General features: G+C 31.4%; 13 protein-coding genes and 1 other RNA gene. 12 read left to right on the forward strand and 2 right to left on the reverse strand.

What is annotated here, in order from left to right; all coding sequences use genetic code 11:
- Positions 1-45 precede the first annotated feature (45 nt).
- Positions 46-690 (reverse strand): DUF937 domain-containing protein, encoded by a 645-nt coding sequence (locus ACSIGE_RS01135; protein WP_440880960.1) that lies wholly within the window; start codon positions 688-690, stop codon positions 46-48.
- Between the two features lie 132 nt (positions 691-822).
- Here ACSIGE_RS01135 and ACSIGE_RS01140 point away from each other — a divergent pair, with 132 nt between their 5' ends.
- The gene (locus tag ACSIGE_RS01140) at positions 823-2,148 is read left to right on the forward strand and encodes a dicarboxylate/amino acid:cation symporter (protein ID WP_440880961.1); all 1,326 of its coding nucleotides are present in this window, start codon (positions 823-825) and stop codon (positions 2,146-2,148) included.
- Positions 2,149-2,262: 114 nt separating this feature from the next.
- Positions 2,263-3,114 carry a sulfurtransferase gene (locus tag ACSIGE_RS01145; protein ID WP_440880962.1) on the forward strand — a complete coding sequence of 284 codons (852 nt, stop codon included), beginning with the start codon at positions 2,263-2,265 and terminating at the stop codon, positions 3,112-3,114.
- A gap of 170 nt (positions 3,115-3,284) precedes the next feature.
- Here ACSIGE_RS01145 and ACSIGE_RS01150 read toward each other — a convergent pair whose 3' ends face one another.
- A complete protein-coding gene (locus ACSIGE_RS01150; RefSeq protein WP_440880963.1) occupies positions 3,285-3,797 on the reverse strand; it encodes a hypothetical protein in 513 nt (170 codons plus the stop codon).
- Between the two features lie 191 nt (positions 3,798-3,988).
- On the opposite strand from ACSIGE_RS01150, the gene ACSIGE_RS01155 reads away from it, so the two are divergent.
- From ACSIGE_RS01155 to ACSIGE_RS01200, 10 genes are all read left to right on the forward strand, one after another.
- Positions 3,989-6,322 carry an ATP-dependent helicase gene (locus ACSIGE_RS01155; RefSeq protein ID WP_440880964.1) on the forward strand — a complete coding sequence of 778 codons (2,334 nt, stop codon included), beginning with the start codon at positions 3,989-3,991 and terminating at the stop codon, positions 6,320-6,322.
- Positions 6,323-6,365: 43 nt separating this feature from the next.
- Positions 6,366-6,995, forward strand: a complete 630-nt coding sequence (locus ACSIGE_RS01160) for a DUF4290 domain-containing protein (RefSeq protein WP_440882170.1) — start codon at positions 6,366-6,368, stop codon at positions 6,993-6,995.
- Positions 6,996-8,309: a UDP-N-acetylglucosamine 1-carboxyvinyltransferase gene (gene murA / locus ACSIGE_RS01165; RefSeq protein ID WP_440880965.1), complete on the forward strand. Its 1,314-nt coding sequence runs from the start codon at positions 6,996-6,998 to the stop codon at positions 8,307-8,309.
- A 287-nt stretch (positions 8,310-8,596) separates the two neighbouring features.
- A complete protein-coding gene (locus ACSIGE_RS01170) occupies positions 8,597-9,175 on the forward strand; it encodes a nucleotide exchange factor GrpE (RefSeq protein ID WP_440880966.1) in 579 nt (192 codons plus the stop codon).
- Positions 9,176-9,233: 58 nt separating this feature from the next.
- Positions 9,234-10,355 (forward strand): molecular chaperone DnaJ, encoded by a 1,122-nt coding sequence (gene dnaJ / locus ACSIGE_RS01175; RefSeq protein WP_440880967.1) that lies wholly within the window; start codon positions 9,234-9,236, stop codon positions 10,353-10,355.
- Between the two features lie 199 nt (positions 10,356-10,554).
- An RNA gene (gene rnpB, locus ACSIGE_RS01180) (RNase P RNA component class A) lies at positions 10,555-10,867 on the forward strand.
- 442 nt (positions 10,868-11,309) lie between these two features.
- The gene (locus ACSIGE_RS01185) at positions 11,310-14,087 is read left to right on the forward strand and encodes a bifunctional aconitate hydratase 2/2-methylisocitrate dehydratase (RefSeq protein WP_440880968.1); all 2,778 of its coding nucleotides are present in this window, start codon (positions 11,310-11,312) and stop codon (positions 14,085-14,087) included.
- 269 nt (positions 14,088-14,356) lie between these two features.
- Entirely contained in the window at positions 14,357-16,174 is a 1,818-nt protein-coding gene (locus tag ACSIGE_RS01190) for an MOSC N-terminal beta barrel domain-containing protein (RefSeq protein ID WP_440880969.1), read from the forward strand.
- 98 nt (positions 16,175-16,272) lie between these two features.
- Positions 16,273-18,807, forward strand: a complete 2,535-nt coding sequence (locus ACSIGE_RS01195; protein ID WP_440880970.1) for a hypothetical protein — start codon at positions 16,273-16,275, stop codon at positions 18,805-18,807.
- A gap of 199 nt (positions 18,808-19,006) precedes the next feature.
- Positions 19,007-21,274 carry an aconitate hydratase gene (locus ACSIGE_RS01200; RefSeq protein WP_440880971.1) on the forward strand — a complete coding sequence of 756 codons (2,268 nt, stop codon included), beginning with the start codon at positions 19,007-19,009 and terminating at the stop codon, positions 21,272-21,274.
- Positions 21,275-21,295 lie beyond the last annotated feature (21 nt).

The following is a 21,295-nucleotide window of genomic DNA, read 5'->3' on the forward strand; positions in this document are numbered from 1 at the left end:
AAAACCTGTCAAAGAGCAGGTTTTGTTTTATTGTATGTTTAGTAGTTATTTTTTGCCAAACAATCCTCCTAACACATTGCCTATAATACCTCCTGATGATTTATTTGATCCGCCAAGAACCATTCCAGCAACATCATCAATAACACTACCGTCTCCATCAGCATCCAATATTTGCTCTAGAAAATTTTGTTCTTTCTTAGTAGATTCGCCACCAAGTAAATTACCCAAGAATCCACTTAAATCATTTGAGTTACTAAGTCCATTTTCTTTTGTCTGCTTTCCTAAGAGTCCCATAAGAAGAGGAGTAGCAGTTTTAAGAATATTAGTTACAGAGTCATTTGTTACACCAGTTTTTTGACTGATGACTTGTTCAATCCCACCTTGCTTATTTCCTAAAATATGACCTAAAATTTTACTTCCATCTTGCATAATGTCATTATTTACTCCGTTTTTTAATAAATTACCGAGATTATCTAAAACACTTCCATCGTGTTTTTGAGTTAGCGCATTCATAAGACTTTCAGCACCTTCTTTAGACGAAGAGTTTCTCTGCATTGCTTTCATTAATACAGGTAAGGCCATTGAAAGTACATTACTTGTTTTACTAGAGTCTTCTCCAGTAGACCCAGCTACTCCAGAGATTATATTTTTACCCAAGTCACTATTTAATAATTCTAATATGCCTGCCATTTGTTTTTTTAAATTTAAAATAGGTTAGAAATTGTGTATTACGTTAATATGACACAAATTACAAATTTTAAGTCACACTTATTTAAATAATTATTATACATTTATCAATTATTAAATAAACAAACTAAAAATATGAATAGATTAGCGTTACATTGGCAAATTTTAATTGGTATGCTTTTAGGAGTGTTATTTGGCTTATCAATGACCTTTGTAGATGGAGGAGGTGCTTTTGTAGGAAACTGGATAAAACCATTAGGTACTATTTTTGTCAAATTACTGAAGCTAATCGCTGTACCCTTAATTATAGCATCTCTTGTTAAAGGAATATCTGACTTGAAAGATATTTCAAAATTTAAAGAGATTGGTCTTAGGACCATTGGAATATATATTGGAACTACTGTTATAGCCATAACTTTAGGTTTACTTTTGGTCAATATAGTAAAACCAGGAAATGGAATTTCTGAAGAAACAATTAATAAACTTACAGAAACGTATGCCGGCTCCGGAAATATCCAATCAAAAATAGCTGAAGCAACAAAACAAAAGTCAAGTGGACCTCTTCAGTTTATGATAGATATGGTACCTGATAACGCAATAAAAGCTATGGCTAATAATAAATCAATGTTACAAGTCATATTTTTTACCATTTTTCTAGGAATTTCAATGTTACTCGTTGGTGAGAAAAGATCAAGCCCACTAAAAAGTTTTTTTGACTCTTTAAATGAAGTGGTCTTGAAAATGGTTGATTTAATAATGCTTTTCGCTCCATATGCTGTATTTGCTTTGCTGGCAAATGTAATTGTTTCATCAAATGATCCTGATTTGTTATTTGCTTTATTGAAATACGCGATTACTGTTGTTGGAGGATTATTGTTAATGATCGTTTTTTATATGCTATTAGTTGGAGTCTTTGTTAAAAAGAACCCTTTTTGGTTTCTCAAACAAATTAGCCCAGCCCAGTTATTAGCTTTTTCAACAAGCTCAAGTGCAGCAACGTTACCTGTAACTATGGAAAGAGTTGAAGAACATGTAGGTGTTGATAAAGAGGTTTCAAGTTTTGTTTTACCAGTAGGGGCTACCATTAATATGGATGGAACAAGTCTTTACCAGGCTGTTGCAGCTGTGTTTATAGCTCAAGCTCTTAGTTTTAACCTTACTTTTGTAGATCAGTTAACTATCATTTTAACAGCATTACTAGCCTCAATTGGATCGGCAGCAGTACCAGGGGCAGGAATGGTTATGCTTGTAATTGTTTTAGAGGCTGTTGGTTTTCCAGAAGATAAGCTAGCTATTGGTTTAGCACTCATATTCGCTGTTGATCGTCCATTAGATATGTGTAGAACTGTAATCAATGTTACAGGCGATGCGACAGTTTCATCTTTAGTAGCAAAATCTGTAGGAAAATTAGGTGATCCCAAACCTAAAAATTGGGATGATGAATATATTAAAGTAAAATAATAAGTACTTATTTGTGAAAGTTAAGAAGAAACTAATTAATTGTTTCAAAAAGAGATGTCTGTAATTACTTGTAAAGAGATTATTTAAGTGCTAATTAATATAAAATGAAATATCATGAAACTAACAATGAAGACACCATTAGTAAGTACTCATTGGTTAAATGATCGATTAGGCGTTGATAACTTAATTATACTGGATGGGACGATTGGCAAGAATAGTTCTCTAGATAATTCAGCCAAGAATTATATTCCTGGCACAATTTTTTTTGATATTCAAAATAATTTTTCTCAAATGAATTCCAACTTGCCAAATACAATACCAAGTAAAGAGCAATTTGAGAAAGAGGTAAGAAAATTAGGAGTAAACAATGATAGTTGTGTCGTTGTTTATGATTCAATCGGTATTTATTCATCTGCAAGAGTTTGGTGGCTCTTTAAAACTTTCGGATTTCATAATATAGCGATTTTAAATGGAGGACTTCCTGAGTGGAAAGCTGATGGATTTCCATTAGAAAATAAAGTCATAAGTTTTAAAAAAGAATATGGTGACTTTAAAGCAAAAAAGAATTCAAATAACATTCGATCTACTGCAGATGTTTTAGGTATTGTCAAAAGTAGAGAAGCCTATATTTTAGATGCAAGATCTGAAGGTAGGTTTTATGGTACTGAACCTGAACCAAGGGCAGGATTAACTAGTGGTCATATTCCAACATCAATCAATTTACCATATTCTGACCTACAAATAAAAGGGAAAATGAAATCTAGACCTGAATTATTAGAAATTTTTGCTGATTTGAAAATTGGCGATAAGCCACTTGTATTTTCCTGTGGATCAGGAATTACAGCTTGTGTTCTAGTATTAGGAGCTACCATTGCAGGATATAAAAACATAAGCGTTTATGATGGCTCATGGACTGCATGGGCTAGTAATAAGGAACTGCCCATTGATAATAAAAGACAGGGGTGAAGTTTTAACTACATTAAAGACTTTTTTTTTAGAGAGTTATCACATAGAATTAAGTTAGAAAATTGCATAATAAAAAGATTAGACTTTAAAAATTTTCAATTTAAAACTTTACAAGAATAAGTCATTTTGTAAAAAATGAAAAGAATATTTATTTTTTACAACTATTAAATTTAGATAAGTTTTCTTACCTCTTGTTTTATGAATGCAGCAGCAGTATCAGTGGGGTTTTCTTCTTTAGAATAATAAACTAGAATTTCTTCACGAAGTATAGAGGCTTTTTCACTAGTTTCTGCTATTTTTCTAATTTTAGAAATTATAGCTAATTTCATTGTCAAAATAGATTTCCAACTATCATCACTAATATATAGCTGTTGAACAAGATTGTGTTCAAATTCTTGTTCTATGTTAGCAATTAATAAATGCAGATAACTAGTAACATCTTCACCAATAGGAGAAACTCTTACTAATAATTTGGCTGGATTAATACGTTCGCAAAATAAGAGCATTCGTTCGTAGGCTTGAAGTTTCACAGGAAGAGATTCTTTTTTCTTATTTATAAATGCTTCAAACTTTCTTTCATTATTTTCTTTTTTTGTGAATACGCTTAGCATATAATAGGCAACACCTCCAGTTACAATAGCAGGTAAAGCGTATGCAAGTCCCTCAATTATTTTTTCTTCCATTTATTAAGTTTAATAATTTTATATAAAAAATGCTAAGATACAAGTCTCGTAAGTTCTAAAGCATAAATATTAAATAATAAACAGAGAAAGTTGATTTAAATTATGTGTTAAAAAAAAAATGTCAACATATTTTATAAAACCTAAAAGAATGGTTAATTTCACATTTTAAAATTCTTTCAATTTAAATTTCTTTGAGTACTTATTTAGAACAACTTAACGAACCCCAAAGAGCTGCCGTATTGCAAAAAGAAGGACCAATGATGATTATTGCAGGGGCAGGTTCTGGTAAAACTAGAGTGCTAACATACAGAATAGCACATCTTATGAAACAAGGTGTAGATTCTTTTAATATTCTTTCCTTAACATTTACTAATAAGGCAGCACGTGAAATGAAAGAGCGTATTGCTTCAGTAGTTGGTCACAGTGAAGCAAAGAATCTTTGGATGGGAACGTTTCATTCTGTATTTGCTAGAATTTTGAGATCCGAAGCAGATAAGTTAGGCTATCCTTCAAATTTCACTATTTATGATACGCAAGATGCGGTTAGATTACTTTCAGCTATCATAAAAGAAATGAAGTTAGACAGAGAGAGGTATAAGCCTAAACAAATTTTAGGAAGAATCTCTTCTTTTAAAAATAGCCTAATAACAGTAAGGGCTTATTTTAATAATTCTGATTTACAGGAAGCAGATTTACAAGCAAGCAGACCAAAAGTGGGAGATATTTATAAGGAATATGTTGATAGATGTTTTAGGTCTGGGGCGATGGATTTCGATGATTTGTTATTAAAGACAAATGAGTTATTAGCTCGTTTCCCTGAGGTTTTAGCAAAGTATCAAAATAGGTTCAGATATATCATGGTGGATGAGTATCAAGATACGAATCATTCTCAATATTTAATCGTTAGAGCTCTAGCTGATAGGTTTCAAAATATTTGCGTTGTAGGAGATGACTCTCAAAGTATTTATAGCTTTCGTGGAGCAAACATAAACAATATTTTAAATTTTCAAAAGGATTACCCTGATGCAAAAACTTTTAAATTAGAACAAAATTATCGTTCAACAAAAAATATTGTTCAGGCAGCAAACAGTGTTATTGATAAAAATAAGACGAAATTAGATAAAGAAGTGTGGACTGCTAATGACTCTGGTGAAAGCATAAAGATTATGCGTTCCATATCCGATGGAGAAGAAGGTCGTTTTGTAGCGCAATCTATTTGGGAAAATCAAATGAATCATCAATTGATTAATAGCGATTTTGCTATTTTATATAGAACCAATGCACAATCAAGAGCCATTGAGGATGCGCTAAGAAAAAAAGATATAAAATATAAAATTTATGGAGGTATTTCGTTTTACCAACGTAAAGAAATTAAAGACTTACTATCCTATCTAAGGTTACTTATAAATCCTAATGATGAAGAAGCATTAGTTCGTGTTATAAATTATCCAGCAAGAGGTATTGGAGCAACAACTATGGATAAGCTTGTTATTGCTGCTAATCATTACAAAAAATCAATATTCGAAATCATAAAAAATATAAATCGAATAGATATTAAAATAACACAAGGAACGAAAAGTAAATTAGAAGGTTTTTTAACAATGATTCAACGTTTTCAAGTTGAAGCACAAACCAAAAATGCTTTTGAAGTGGCTGACTTAGTTGTCAAACAAACTCAACTAGTTAAAGATTTACAAAAAGATGGCACTCCTGAAGGAATTAATAAAGTTGAAAACGTTCAAGAGTTACTTAACGGGATAAAAGACTTTATTACAGATAAAATAGAAACAGGTGAAGATGCATCATTAACTTCGTTTTTAGAAGATGTTGCTTTAGCTACGGATTTTGATAGTGAAAAAGATGATGTACCTAAAGTATCTCTTATGACCATTCACTTATCAAAAGGATTAGAATATCCTTATGTATATATTGTAGGTTTAGAAGAAAATCTATTTCCTTCAGCAATGAGTATGAATACTCGTAGTGAGTTAGAGGAGGAGAGGCGTTTATTTTATGTAGCATTAACAAGAGCTGAAAAAGTAGCTTATTTGACTTATGCACAAACGAGATATAGATGGGGAAAACTTGTAGATGGAGAACCAAGTAGGTTTTTGGGAGAAATAGAAGATGAGTTTGTCGAGTATTTGATGCCAAAAACTCCAGAGTCAAGTAGTAATAGGTTCATTGATGCTAGCTTGTTTGAAGAAACTCCTTCAAAAATTAGGTTTCAAAAACCAATTCAGAAAAAACGTAAAGACTTTCTAAACAAAAAAGAAAAGACAATAAACAAGCCAGAGAAGAATAAACTCAAAAAGCTTTCTGAAACTACTGCTTTTATTTCTAAAACGAACCTGTTTGATAATGAATTAGTTGTTGGTAGTATTATAGAACACAATAGGTTTGGAGAAGGCAGAGTTTTAGCAATAGAAGGAAAGGGACCAAATAAAAAAGCTGAAATTGAATTTGGTACCGTAGGAAAAAAGAAATTATTATTACAATTTGCAAAATTAAAAGTAATCGGGTAGCTAATCGATATTTATTACTATTTTGCATTTTCATAAAAACAAGATCATGTTTGATTTAGAATATAACTCAGAAAGAGAAACATTAATTATACCAGAATATGGACGTCATATTCAAAAACTAGTCAATCATTGTATTGATTTAAAAGAAAAAGAGGAAAGAAATACCATGGCAAAAGCAATTATAAATGTTATGGGAAACTTACAACCTCATTTACGAGATGTACCTGACTTCAAACATAAGCTTTGGGATCAATTGCATATAATGGCTGATTTTAAATTAGATGTTGATTCACCCTATGAAACGCCTTCTAAAGAAGAATTAACTGCAAAGCCTACAAAGTTAGATTACCCCAAATCTGCTTCAAAGTATCGTTTTTATGGCACCAATATTCAAACAATGATTGATGTAGCTTTAACATGGGAGGAAGGAGATATGAAGGAAGCTTTGATTTTCACGATTGCTAATCATATGAAAAAATGTTATTTAAATTGGAATAAAGATACAGTTGAAGATGGTGTAATATTAGACCATTTATATGAATTATCAGAAGGTAAGATTGATATGAGAAATACTTCAGAGGAATTGGCTGAAAGTAAAAACTTACTGAAAAAAAGAACTACACAAGGAGGTCATAAAGGAAAATCTATAAACAAAAAAAACAGAAAGAAATAAATGGCATCATTCAAAATAGAGGGAGGTCACACTTTAAAAGGATCTATTACGCCACAAGGGGCAAAGAATGAAGCTTTACAGGTTTTATGCGCCGTTCTTCTTACTTCAGAAAAAGTAATACTTAATAATGTTCCTAATATATTAGATGTGAACAAATTGATTTTTATTTTAGGTGAGCTTGGAGTAAAAATTGAAAAATTAACTACTAATAGTTATAGTTTTCAGTCTGATGAATTAAATTTAAAATACCTTGAAAGTGCAGCTTTTAAGAAAGATGGAAGTTCTTTGAGAGGCTCCATTATGATTGTAGGGCCTTTATTGGCTCGCTTTGGTAAAGGATATATTCCAAGACCTGGAGGTGATAAAATAGGGAGGAGGCGTCTGGATACTCATTTTCAGGGCTTTATAGATTTGGGAGCAAGTTTCAGATACAATAAAGAAGAATATTTTTATGGTGTAGAGACAAAAACTGGACTCAAAGGAACGAAAATGCTTTTAGATGAAGCCTCGGTAACTGGTACAGCTAATATAATTATGGCGGCAGTGTTAGCAAAAGGAGTTACTACTATTTACAATGCTGCATGTGAGCCTTATATACAACAGTTATCAAAAATGTTGAATGGTATGGGGGCCAAAATAGATGGAGTAGGTTCTAATTTATTGACTATTGAAGGTGTAACAAAATTAAAAGGAACAGAGCATACTATTTTACCTGACATGATAGAAGTAGGTAGCTGGATAGGAATGGCAGCTATGACACGATCTGAACTTACTATAAAAAATGTGAGTTGGAAAAATTTAGGACAAATTCCAAATGTGTTCAGAAAATTAGGAATCCAAATACAAAAAAAAGATGATGATATTTTTATTCCTAAACAAGAAGGATATGAAATTCAAAGTTATATAGATGGATCTGTTTTAACTGTTTCAGACGCACCATGGCCTGGTTTTACTCCTGATTTATTGAGTATTATTTTAGTAGTAGCAACACAATCTAAAGGAACTGTTTTAGTTCATCAAAAAATGTTTGAAAGTCGTTTGTTTTTTGTTGATAAATTGATTGATATGGGGGCTAAAGTTATTTTATGTGACCCACATAGAGCTACGGTTATAGGGCATGATTTTAAAAGTCAATTGAAAGCTACTAAAATGACTTCTCCTGATATTAGAGCAGGTATATCTTTATTAATAGCAGCGTTATCAGCTAAAGGAACTAGTATTATTCATAATATTGAACAAATTGATCGAGGTTATGAAAATATTGAAGCTCGATTAAAAGCATTAGGTGCGAAAATTGAAAGGATTGATGTTTAAAAATAAATTCAATATTATTTGATTTTACATAGAATATTTTAAAAGCCTTCTTTTGATTTTTATTTCTGTTTAATTTACAATAAGTACTTATTATATGTTTTACATTAATATTTTTAAATTAATATAAAACATAAGTAATTTTAGTGTTTTAAGCTTTAAATGTGAAATCCTTAATGATTTATTTATTAAATAAGTAAAAGAATTACCAAAAGTGTCAATTTGACATTATTTGATAGATGGCAATATTCTTGTTATATGATATAAAAATAAAAGATTAAAGATTTACAATGAGTAAAGACCAGTATACAAAGGGAGATGAAATAAAAGATTCAATAGAGAATTCTGAATTAGATGATAAAACTATTGAAGATATTGATAATCAAGACAAAGAGATTGTTGAAGAAGAAGTTAAGTCTGAAGAATCGACGAATGAAGAAAAGTTACAAGCTGAAAAAAACAAATATCTAAGACTTTTTGCTGAATTTGAAAATTATAAAAAACGAACGTCAAAAGAGCGAATAGAGCTATTTAAAACAGCAAGTCAGGAATTAATGACAGCATTACTGCCAATTATGGATGATTTTGATAGAGGTTTGGCAGAAATTAAGAAAAATGAGGATTCAGAACTGCTTAAAGGTATGGAGTTAATTAGTAACAAACTAAAAAACACGTTAACTCAGAAAGGACTAACCGAAATGGATGTTAATCCAGGTGATATTTTTGACTCAGAATTACATGATGCTATCACTCAGATACCAGCACCAAGTGACGATTTAAAAGGAAAAATTATCGATTGTGTTGAAAAGGGATATAAATTGGGCGATAAAATTATACGTCATCCAAAAGTGGTTATAGGACAAGCTTAAAATGATATGATAGTAATTACCAATTAATTATTTATAATTAATTGTCAATTAAAAATATATGGCAAAACAAGATTATTACGAGATTTTAGGAATTTCAAAATCGGCTTCTCAAGGAGAGATAAAAAAAGCCTACAGGAAAATGGCTATCAAATACCACCCTGATAAGAATCCCGATAATAAAGACGCAGAGGAAAAATTCAAATTGGCAGCAGAAGCATATGAAGTTTTAAGTGATGAAAACAAAAAGGCTCGTTACGATCAATATGGTCATGCAGCATTTGAAGGAGGTCAAGGATTTGGCGGTGGTGGTATGAACATGGATGATATCTTTAGTCAGTTTGGAGATATTTTTGGAGGTGCTTTTGGTGGCGGTTTCGGTGGCTTCGGAGGTGGAGGTCAACGCCAGGCTAGAGTTAAAGGAAGTAATTTAAGAATACGTGTTAAACTCACCTTAGCGGAAATAGCTAAAGGCGTAGAGAAAAAAGTAAAAGTAAGAAGAAAAATCCAAGCAACTGGAGTAACTTACAAAACATGTTCTACATGTAATGGTACAGGACAGCAGATGCGTGTAACCAATACAATTCTTGGACGAATGCAAGCAGCTACAACTTGTAGCTCATGTCATGGAGCGGGAGAAATTCTTGATAAAAAGCCTTCAGGAGCTGATACTCAAGGAATGATTGTTAAAGAAGAAACAGTATCAATTAACATACCGGAAGGTGTGTCAGAAGGAGTTCAATTAAAAGTAGGAGGAAAAGGAAATGAGGCTCCAGGTAAAAATTCAATACCAGGAGATTTATTAGTAGTTATTGAGGAGATACAACATGATAATTTAAAAAGAGAAGGTAGTAATATACATTACGATTTATATGTAAGTTTCTCTGAGGCCGTACTAGGTGTTTCTAAAGAAATAGAAACCGTTACGGGAAAAGTAAAAATAAAAATAGAACCAGGTACACAGTCAGGTAAAATTCTACGTTTAAAAGGTAAAGGTTTACCAAGCATTGAACATTATGGTACAGGAGACTTTTTAATACATATTAATGTATGGACTCCACAAGAGTTAACAAAAGATCAACGTAAGTTCTTTGAATCAATGCTCAATGATGATAACTTTAATCCAAATCCTCAAAAATCGGATAAATCATTTTTTGAAAAAGTGAAAGACATGTTCTCTTAAAATTGAGATAAAATAAACAAAATAAAAACCTACTTAATGAAATAATTAGTAGGTTTTTTATTTAATTTAGATTATGTTTTAAATATTTTAAACAAAATAAAAAAATTATATTTGTGAAATCTACTAAGTAATATTAGTATTTATTCATAGTAATTGTCCACTCTTTTGAGTGAGTTTTTTATAATAAAATTAAAAATAATAAGTAGCTCTATCTTATCGACTTAGTTATTTTAACTAAGTAGGAAAGTCCGGACACCGTAGAGCATACATAGCGGATAACGTCCGTCCGATGCAAATCGAGGACAAGTGCAACAGAAAGAATGTACAGGTTATGCTGTAGTGAAATCAGGTAAACTCTATGTGGTGCAATGTCACGTATATTAGAGCTTGAGTGCTGCTCGCACGATTCTAAGGGGTAGGCAGATTGATTTTAATAGCAATATTAAGACTAGATAAATGATAAGAGCCTCTTAATAGAGGAACAGAATCCGGCTTATTGAGCTACTTTTATTTTTGATAAATGTTATTTAGAACGAGTATAAAAAAAAGTAAGTGTAAAATTTACTCTTAAATTATTATATTATTAAATTAATATAAAAATAAACACTCATGTGTTGTTTAATTCTTAAATAAAGGTATGTTTTTTGGTTATTTGTTATTAATAACCATATTCTGTTGTATATTTTTAAATTATTAAGTAAAATCGTACTTTTGTGAAGCAAAAACTAACATTAATTACTTATGTGCTTTACGGTTACTGGTATTTAAATGTAAAATATTTATAATAGTACAAACACCTAAATATCTGTTGTGAATCACAAGGTTTTATGATGTTCTGTTAATATGCAATTAGGTTGAATTATCAACGATCAGAAAAGACATTAACATTTTAATAAAAGTATTAATAAATACGACAATCACTAACTTTTTCAAAAAGAAAAGACTTCTATATTTATGAACACATACAAAGATTATTTAAGGGAGATTGAAGAACGAAAAACTCAAGGACTTCATCCAAAGCCAATAGATGGAGCTGAATTATTAAGTGAAATCATTACACAAATCAAAGATGAAAATAATATTCATCGAGAAGAATCTCTTAATTTCTTTATCTATAATACATTACCAGGTACAACAAGTGCCGCTGCTGTAAAGGCAAAATTTTTAAAAGAAATAATTCTTGGAGAATCTGTAGTGAAAGAAATTACACCTGATTTCGCATTTGAGCAATTATCACACATGAAAGGAGGACCTTCTGTTCAAGTGTTATTAGATTTAGCTTTAGGTGATAAGGATGAAACAGCCGAAGCCGCTACAAAGGTTTTAAAAACTCAAGTTTTTTTATATGAAGCGGATACAGAGCGTTTAGAAAACGCTATGAAAGAAGGAAATACTTTAGCGAAAGAAATTATCGAAAGCTACGCTCAAGCTGAATTCTTTACAAAATTACCTGAAGTACAAGAGGAAATTCAAGTAGTTACTTATATTGCTGGGGTTGGTGATATTTCAACGGATTTATTATCTCCAGGGGCGGATGCTCACTCAAGATCTGACCGTGAATTACATGGACAATCTATTTTTGAGCATAATAAAGATATGCAAAAGGAAGTTCTTGCTTTAAAAGAACAACACCCAGACAAACGCGTAATGTTAATTGCTGAGAAAGGAACAATGGGAGTTGGTTCTTCTCGTATGTCAGGTGTGAATAATGTAGCATTATGGACAGGTATTTCTTCAAGCCCATATGTGCCGTTTATAAATATTGCACCAGTAATTGCTGGTACAAATGGAATCGCCCCAATTTTTTTAACCACAGTAGGCGTGACTGGAGGAATTGGAATCGATTTAAAGAACTGGGTGAAGCAAAAAGACGAGAATGGAAATACCATTGTTGATGAAGAAGGAGATCCAATTTTAAAAGAAGTTTATTCTGTTAAAACGGGAACAGTTCTTACAATTAATACCAAAAAGAAAAAACTATATAACGGAGATACAGAGCTTAAAGACATTTCAACTGCATTGACTCCTCAGAAAATGGAGTTCATTAAAGCAGGAGGGTCTTATGCGGTTGTCTTCGGAAAGAAATTACAAACATTTGCTTGTAAAGTATTAGGAATTGATGTTCCACAAGTATATGCTCCTTCAAAGGAAATATCTATTGATGGACAAGGGTTAACTGCAGTAGAGAAAATTTTTAATAGGAATGCTGTAGGAAATACACCAGGAGTTACCTTGCATGCAGGCTCAAATACGCGTGTTGAAGTAAACATCGTAGGATCTCAAGATACAACAGGATTAATGACTTCCCAAGAGTTAGAAATGATGGCAGCTACAATAATTTCTCCAATCGTAGATGCTGGGTATCAATCAGGATGTCATACAGCTTCTGTTTGGGATGATAAATCTAAGGCTAATATTCCAAGATTAATGAAGTTTATGAATGACTTCGGTTTAATTACGGGTCGTGACCCCAAAGGAATATATCATTCAATGACCGACGTAATCCATAAAGTATTAAATGATATTGCTGTTGATGATTGGGATATTATTATTGGTGGAGATTCACATACAAGAATGGCTAAAGGGGTTGCTTTCGGAGCGGATTCAGGAACAGTAGCTTTAGCACTAGCAACAGGTGAAGCAACTATGCCAATTCCTGAGTCGGTTAAAGTAACTTTTAAAGGAGATATGGTTCCTTATATGGATTTCCGAGATGTAGTTCACGCAACGCAACAACAAATGTTAGATCAGTTTGAAGGAGAGAATGTTTTCCAAGGACGAATTATAGAGGTTCACATTGGTACATTAACCTCTGATCAAGCATTTACATTTACAGATTGGACTGCCGAAATGAAGGCAAAAGCTTCAATTTGTGTTTCTGAAGATGCAACATTGATTGAATCACTAATAATCTCTAGAGATCGTATTCAAATTATGATCGATAAAGGAATGGATAACGAAAAGCAAGTTTTACAAGGTTTAATAAATAAAGCTAACAACCGAATTGCTGAATTAGAATCAGGAAGTAGATCGGCTCTAAGGCCAGATGCTGATGCTAAATATTATGCTGAAGTTGTAATTGATTTAGACAAGATTGTAGAGCCTATGATTGCCGATCCAGATGTAAATAATGAAGATGTTTCAAAACGTTATACACATGATAATATTCAACCATTATCTTTCTATGGAGGAACTAAGAAAGTTGATTTAGGATTTGTTGGATCTTGTATGATCCATAAAGGAGATATGAAAATTTTAGCCCAGATGTTGAAAAATATCGAAGCTCAGCAAGGTGAGGTTAAATTTAATGCGCCATTAGTTGTTGCACCTCCAACATATAATATTGTGGATGAGTTAAAAGTTGAGGGAGATTGGGATGTGCTAGCTAAATATTCAGGCTTTGTATTTGATGATAATGCACCAAAATCAGCAGCACGAACAAAATATGAAAATGTATTGTATTTAGAGCGCCCTGGGTGTAACCTTTGTATGGGGAATCAGGAAAAAGCTGAAGCAGGAGATACTGTAATGGCAACTTCAACTCGTTTATTCCAAGGTCGTGTTGTAAGAGATTCAAAAGAGAAAAAAGGAGAATCACTACTATCGTCAACTCCGGTAGTTGTACTATCTTCGATTTTAGGAAGAACTCCAACATTAGAAGAGTACCAAGCTGCTGTAAAAGGAATTGTATTAACAAAATTCAAACCTTCTCAGAAAAAACTTGTTGTTTAAAAAAATAAAACATAAAGAATTAAAAAGTCTGAACTATACTGTTCAGACTTTTTAATTTAAAGACTCTTTTAATGGAATTTCATTAAACAATAATAAAAAAATAAAATATACTTTTAGATTTAGTTTACTTTTTTTGTAAATATTGCAACAATCATATTGTATAATTTATTTTTAATTTTTTCCTTTTCATATTTTTATTCTTTTACATTTCTGAAATTATTCGGAAATAAAGTCTAGTTTTTTATTAATAATAGATTAAAGTTAAGTTTATGTCAAAAGTTAGTGGTTTGTATATATATCCTTTAAAATCAGCAAAAGGCGTGCATATAGATTCTAGTTTTGTTGAATTTCTAGGGTTAAAAAATGATAGACGTTTTATGGTTATTCATAAAGATGGAGCTATGATAACATCAAGAAAATATCCTGAATTACTTCAAGTTAAAGTGTTGATTAACAATCAAAAAATCACATTAAAGCATATGAAATTTGGTGAAATAAAGGTTAATTTTGATTCTTTTTCATTAAAGGAAAAAAAGACAAAAGTATGGGATGATAAGTTTGTTGCATATGAAACAAATAAAGCGTTAGATGAATTTATTTCAAAAGTAATAGAAATACCCGCGAAACTTATTTACATTTCAGATGATCCAAAAAGAATAGGTAAACACACCAAATCTAAATTATCTTTTGCTGATGGTTACCCGTTATTACTTATATCGGAGGCATCCTTGAGAGAGCTTAATAGAAGAAGTTCAATAATCAATAAAATGGAGCAGTTTAGACCAAATATTATTGTTTCGAATGATATTGCTTTTGAGGAAGATTATTGGAAAATCATAAAAATAGGAGAAGTTCTTTTCGAAGTAGTAAGTCCCTGTGCAAGGTGTATTTTGACAACAATTGATCCAATAACATCTATTCCTAATACACTTAAAGAACCAATGAAAACGTTAAGTAAATTTAGATCTAATGGTGAAGGAGATGTTTTTTTCGGTCAGAATGTCATTGCCCTTAATGAAGGTAATATCGATGTTAATGACCCAGTTACGGTTATTGAATTTAAAGAAGTTGAAGACTATCAGAACAATATGGATGTCATCAACGAACTTGTACTTATTAAAAAAGAAAAAATTAGTCGTGATTTTATTTCTTTTTATTTTAGGAAAAAAGAAGACTTTAGTAATTTACCTGAATTTTCAGCAGGTCAATATTTACCAATTAAATTAAATATAGAAAATAAAATACAGTGTCGGAATTATACGATTTCTTCAAGTCCAATGAATAAGAATATGTTTTCGATTTCCGTAAAAAGAATTAAAAATGGAATTGTTTCGAATTATCTTCATGATAATTTAATGATTGGAGATTGTATTTTAGCTGATAAACCTGACGGGAGGTTTTATATTCAAGATGCACATAAACCAATATTATTAATTTCGGCAGGAAGTGGTATAACTCCAATGATTTCAATATTATCTTATTTAAATGATATAAAAACACTTAATGATGTTGTATTATATCATCAATGTAAAGAAGAACAGGATATTCCTTTTCTTAACTTCTTTTATAATTTGAAAGAACAGTATAAAGGTTTCCATTTCTATATCTCTTTAAGTAGGCCTTCTAAAGATTGGGGTGGATTGAAGGGAAGAATTTCATTAAATCATCTTTTAAAAATACCCAAAACAACAGAAAGGGATGTTTATGTTTGTGGACCTAACGCATTCATGAATATTGCTTATGAAATACTAATTTCTTTAGGTTTAACAAAAGATCAAATTTTTAAAGAACAGTTTACTCCCAAAGAAATTGTTTTGAGAAAGAAGAAAGAAATTTTCGTTAGAGTTAACGAAAAAAAACAATTTACAGGCGATAACCAATCTTTCTTGCTTGATCAGCTAGAAAATAATGATATCATTATTCCAAGTAAATGTAGAGTAGGAATATGTGGTAAATGTAGAGTCCTATTAAAATCAGGTGAGGTGGACCAATCGAATTCGGAAGCTCTTTTAGAAGAAAATAAACAAAAAGGGTATATATTGTCTTGCTGCAGTATTCCTTTAACAGATATAGAAATTAAAGTTTAATAATAATTGTTAAAAAAAACATAAATTTTGTTATATTTGGTAAAATTCATAATATCAATATGTTACTTTCTTTTATCTAATCCCCTAAAACAAAATTTATGACACATTTTTTTAAAAAGACAATTTTTATTGGTTTATGCTTTTTAGTTTTTTTTATTCAATGTGATGACGAAGTTGTTAAAGTCTGTTCAATTTCAGGTCTTACGGTCGAGTCTGGCGATTGCATTGATGAAGAGAATTATTATGTAACAATCGATTTTGATTATGAAAATACTTCATCGGATAGTTTTTCTATTTCAAACAGAGACACTATAATAGGAAAATATGAATTAAATAAACTACCTCTTAAAATAGTATATAAATCTAAACAAAGTCAAACATCTGAGTTTATAAAAGTATCTATTGATGGAATGGCAAAATGTGAATCAGAAATTGAGTGGAATCGTTTGAATTGTTCTGATGATGATTGTGGTATCACTAATTTAACTACTGATTTTGAGGTTTGTAATGATGATGGTACCTATGGATTGGGTGTTAATTTTGATTTTAATACAAGTCAATATAGTGACCCTACTGCTTTTAAGTTTGATGTTTATGATAGAAATACGCATTTAGGTCAGTACAAGTTATCTGATTTACCGATTTATATTCAAAACTATCCTTTTAATTCACAAGGTCAAGGAAATCAGGGGATGGATTATATAAAGATCAAAATGGCAGATAATGCGAACTGTTATTTAGAAAAAGAATGGCCAGTACCTAATTGTTCTGATGATGATTGTGGTATCACTAATTTAACTACTGATTTTGAGGTTTGTAATGATGATGGTACCTATGGATTGGGTGTTAATTTTGATTTTAATACAAGTCAATATAGTGACCCTACTGCTTTTAAGTTTGATGTTTATGATAGAAATACGCATTTAGGTCAGTACAAGTTATCTGATTTACCGATTTATATTCAAAACTATCCTTTTAATTCACAAGGTCAAGGAAATCAGGGGATGGATTATATAAAGATCAAAATGGCAGATAATGCGAACTGTTATTTAGAAAAAGAATGGCCAGTACCTAATTGTTCTGATGATGATTGTGGTATCACTAATTTAACTACTGATTTTGAGGTTTGTAATGATAATGGTACCTATGGATTAGGTGTTAATTTTGATTTTAATACAAGTCAGTATAGTGACCCTACTGCTTTTAAGTTTGATGTTTATGATAGAAATACACATTTAGGTCAGTACAAGTTATCTGATTTACCGATTTATATTCAAAACTATCCTTTTAATTCACAGGGTCAAGGAAATCAGGGGATGGATTATATAAAGATCAAAATGGCAGATAATGCGAACTGTTATTTAGAAAAAGAATGGGCAGTACCTAATTGTTCTGATGATGATTGTGGTATCACTAATTTAACTACTGATTTTGAGGTTTGTAATGATAATGGTACCTATGGATTAGGTGTTAATTTTGATTTTAATACAAGTCAGTATAGTGACCCTACTGCTTTTAATTTTGATGTTTATGATAGAAATACACATTTAGGTCAGTACAAGTTATCTGATTTACCGATTTATATTCAAAACTATCCTTTTAATTCACAGGGCCAAGGAAATCAGGGGATGGATTATATAAAGATCAAAATGGCAGATAATGTGAACTGTTATTTAGAAAAAGAATGGCCAGTACCTAATTGTTCAGATAATGTTTGTGCAATAACTAATTTAACTACTGATTTCGAGGTTTGTAATGGCGATGGTACTTATGGACTGGGGGTTAATTTTGATTTTAATACAAGACAATACAGTGACCCTACCATTGTTAAGTTTGATGTTTATGATAGAAATACACATTTAGGTCAGTATAGGTTATCTGATTTACCGATTTATATTCAAAACTATCCTTTTAATTCACAAGGTCAAGGAAATCAGGGGATGGATTATATAAAGATCAAAATGGCAGATAATGTGAACTGTTATCTAGAAAAAGAATGGCCAGTACCTAATTGTTCAGATAATGTTTGTGCAATAACTAATTTAACTACTGATTTCGAGGTTTGTAATGGCGATGGTACTTATGGATTGGGGGTTAATTTTGATTTTAATACAAGACAATACAGTGACCCTACCATTGTTAAGTTTGATGTTTATGATAGAAATACACATTTAGGTCAGTATAGGCTATCTGATTTACCGATTTATATTAAAAATTACCCTTTTAATTCACAAGGTCAAGGAAATCAGGGAATGGATTACATAATGATCAAAATGATAGATAATGTTAATTGCTATTTAGAAAAAGAATGGGCAGTGCCTAATTGTTCTGACGATGTATGCGAAATTACTAATTTAAGTGTTTCTCCGGCAGGATGTTATAATGATGGTTCTGGAACCTATGATTTAATAGTAAATTTTGATCATACAAAAAAAGCAAGTGATAAATTTGAGCTGTATAATTCTGAAGAGTATATAGGAACGTATTATTTACAAGACTTACCACTTAAAATAAAGCGATTCAATATAAAACCTGATTCAAATGGTAATATTATTGCTTTAGTAACTGTTTCAATAAAAGGATCAAATGGTTGTAGTAAAAAGATAGAATGGTCGATACCTAATTGTAATTAAGAGTAATAGAAACAAAAAAATTATTAAGTGTATATAAAAGTTCGAGTAAAATCTTGAACTTTTATATTTATAGATACTATTGTGTAATTAAAATTCATAAGTTTTAACTATATTGTTATAACTTTTACAATTAACTATTTCTACTATTTCAATACTATTTTTTTTAAATTCGTGATGTAACGAAAAATAATATACTTATATGGCTTTTGATATTCAGATGATTAAGAAGGTTTATTCAAAATTTCCCGAAAGAGTGGAGGCAGCTAAAAAAATAACAGGTAAGTCTCTTACTTTAGCAGAAAAAATCTTGTATGCTCATTTATGGGATTTTAATATAAATAAAGTATTTATTAGAGGTAAAGACTATGTTGATTTTGCTCCAGACCGTGTTGCTTGCCAAGATGCTACAGCACAAATGGCTTTATTACAATTTATGCAAGCAGGTAAAGATAAAGTAGCTGTTCCTACCACAGTACATTGTGATCACTTGATACAAGCAAAATTGGGAGCAACAAAAGATTTACAATCAGCATTAAATAACAGTAATGAAGTTTTTAATTTTTTGGAGTCTGTTTCAAATAAGTATGGTATTGGTTTTTGGAAGCCAGGTGCAGGAATTATTCATCAGGTAGTTCTAGAGAATTATGCTTTTCCAGGAGGATTGATGATAGGTACTGATTCTCATACAGTAAATGCAGGAGGTTTAGGTATGGTTGCTATTGGTGTCGGTGGAGCAGATGCCGTTGATGTTATGGCAGGAATGCCTTGGGAGTTGAAGTTTCCGAAATTAATTGGCGTCAAGTTAACTGGAAAATTATCAGGATGGACAGCACCAAAAGATGTTATTTTAAAAGTAGCAGAAATATTAACTGTAAAGGGCGGTACAGGGGCTATTGTTGAATATTTTGGACCAGGAGCAACTGCAATGTCATGTACAGGAAAAGGTACTATTTGTAATATGGGTGCAGAAATTGGAGCAACCACTTCTACTTTTGGTTATGATGAAACGATGGAGCGTTATTTACGCGCAACTGATAGAGCCGATGTTGCTGATGCTGCAAATGAAATAAGAGAATATCTCACTGCAGATCCTGAAGTATACAATAGTCCAGAAGAATATTTTGATCAAGTAATCGAAATAAATTTATCGGAATTAACACCTTTATTAAATGGTCCTTTCACGCCTGATTTATCCTCGAAAGTTGGAAAAGAAATTAAAGAAAAGGCAACTGATAATGATTGGCCAATAAAAGTAGAATGGGGGTTAATTGGATCTTGCACAAATTCTTCTTACGAAGACTTATCACGTGCTTCGTCAATAGCACAGCAAGCTTTAGATAAAGGATTGGTAACCAAAGCTGAATTTGGAATTAATCCAGGATCAGAACAAGTACGCTATACAGCTGAAAGAGACGGTATTTTAGAAATTTTCGAAAGATTAGATGCTACTATTTTTACCAATGCTTGTGGACCATGTATTGGGCAATGGGCTCGTTATGAAGACCCTAAAGAAGCACCTAAGAATAGTATTGTACATTCATTTAATAGAAACTTTGCAAAAAGAGCGGATGGAAACCCTAATACGCATGCTTTTGTAGCTTCTCCAGAAATAGTTGCAGCCATTGCCATTGCGGGAAGATTAGACTTTAACCCAATGACAGATAGCTTAATTAATAAAGAAGGTAAAGAAGTAATGCTCGACGAACCAACAGGGTGGGAGCTACCACCAAAAGGGTTTGAGGTAAAAGAAAATGGTTATTTTGCCCCTGAAGAAGATGGAAGTCATATTGAGGTTATCGTTGACCCGAATTCAGAGCGTCTTGAATTATTAACACCCTTTGTTCCTTTGGGTAATAAAATTGAAAAAGCTAAGTTATTGATAAAAGCATATGGAAAGTGTACCACAGATCATATTTCTATGGCTGGTCCATGGTTACGCTATAGAGGGCACTTAGATAATATATCGAATAATATGCTTATCGGTGCTGTTAATGCTTTTAATAAACACACTAATTTTGTTAAAAATCAAATAACAGGTGAGTATGACGCAGTTCCAAAAGTACAAAGACATTATAAAGCTAAAGGTATTAAAACAATTGTTGTAGGTGATCATAATTATGGCGAGGGGTCTTCTCGTGAACATGCGGCGATGGAACCTCGTCATTTGGGTGTAGCAGCAGTTTTAGTTAAATCGTTTGCTCGTATTCATGAAACAAACTTGAAAAAGCAAGGCATGTTAGGCTTAACATTTGCTAATGAAAATGATTATGATCTTATTCAAGAAGATGATACATTTAACTTTATAAATTTGTCTGAATTTGCTCCGAACAAACCTTTAATTATTGAAGTAGTCCATAAAGATGGTTCAACAGATTCTATTATTGCCAAGCACACCTACAATAAAGGTCAGATAGATTGGTATAAAGAAGGTTCTGCATTGAATTTAATAAAGAAGCAAAACTCTTAAAATTCATCATTTTAATTAAAT

This window comes from Tenacibaculum profundi (genome assembly GCF_052050075.1).
Classification (GTDB): domain Bacteria; phylum Bacteroidota; class Bacteroidia; order Flavobacteriales; family Flavobacteriaceae; genus Polaribacter.

Bases quoted from the DNA above. Each gene is read 5' to 3' on its own strand.
- ACSIGE_RS01135 (WP_440880960.1), bottom strand. From the start codon at position 690: ATGGCAGGCATATTAGAATTATTAAATAGTGACTTGGGTAAAAATATA.
- ACSIGE_RS01140 (WP_440880961.1), top strand. From the start codon at position 823: ATGAATAGATTAGCGTTACATTGGCAAATTTTAATTGGTATGCTTTTA.
- ACSIGE_RS01145 (WP_440880962.1), top strand. From the start codon at position 2,263: ATGAAACTAACAATGAAGACACCATTAGTAAGTACTCATTGGTTAAAT.
- ACSIGE_RS01150 (WP_440880963.1), bottom strand. From the start codon at position 3,797: ATGGAAGAAAAAATAATTGAGGGACTTGCATACGCTTTACCTGCTATT.
- murA (WP_440880965.1), top strand. From the start codon at position 6,996: ATGGCATCATTCAAAATAGAGGGAGGTCACACTTTAAAAGGATCTATT.
- ACSIGE_RS01170 (WP_440880966.1), top strand. From the start codon at position 8,597: ATGAGTAAAGACCAGTATACAAAGGGAGATGAAATAAAAGATTCAATA.
- dnaJ (WP_440880967.1), top strand. From the start codon at position 9,234: ATGGCAAAACAAGATTATTACGAGATTTTAGGAATTTCAAAATCGGCT.
- ACSIGE_RS01185 (WP_440880968.1), top strand. From the start codon at position 11,310: ATGAACACATACAAAGATTATTTAAGGGAGATTGAAGAACGAAAAACT.
- ACSIGE_RS01190 (WP_440880969.1), top strand. From the start codon at position 14,357: ATGTCAAAAGTTAGTGGTTTGTATATATATCCTTTAAAATCAGCAAAA.
- ACSIGE_RS01195 (WP_440880970.1), top strand. From the start codon at position 16,273: ATGACACATTTTTTTAAAAAGACAATTTTTATTGGTTTATGCTTTTTA.
- ACSIGE_RS01200 (WP_440880971.1), top strand. From the start codon at position 19,007: ATGGCTTTTGATATTCAGATGATTAAGAAGGTTTATTCAAAATTTCCC.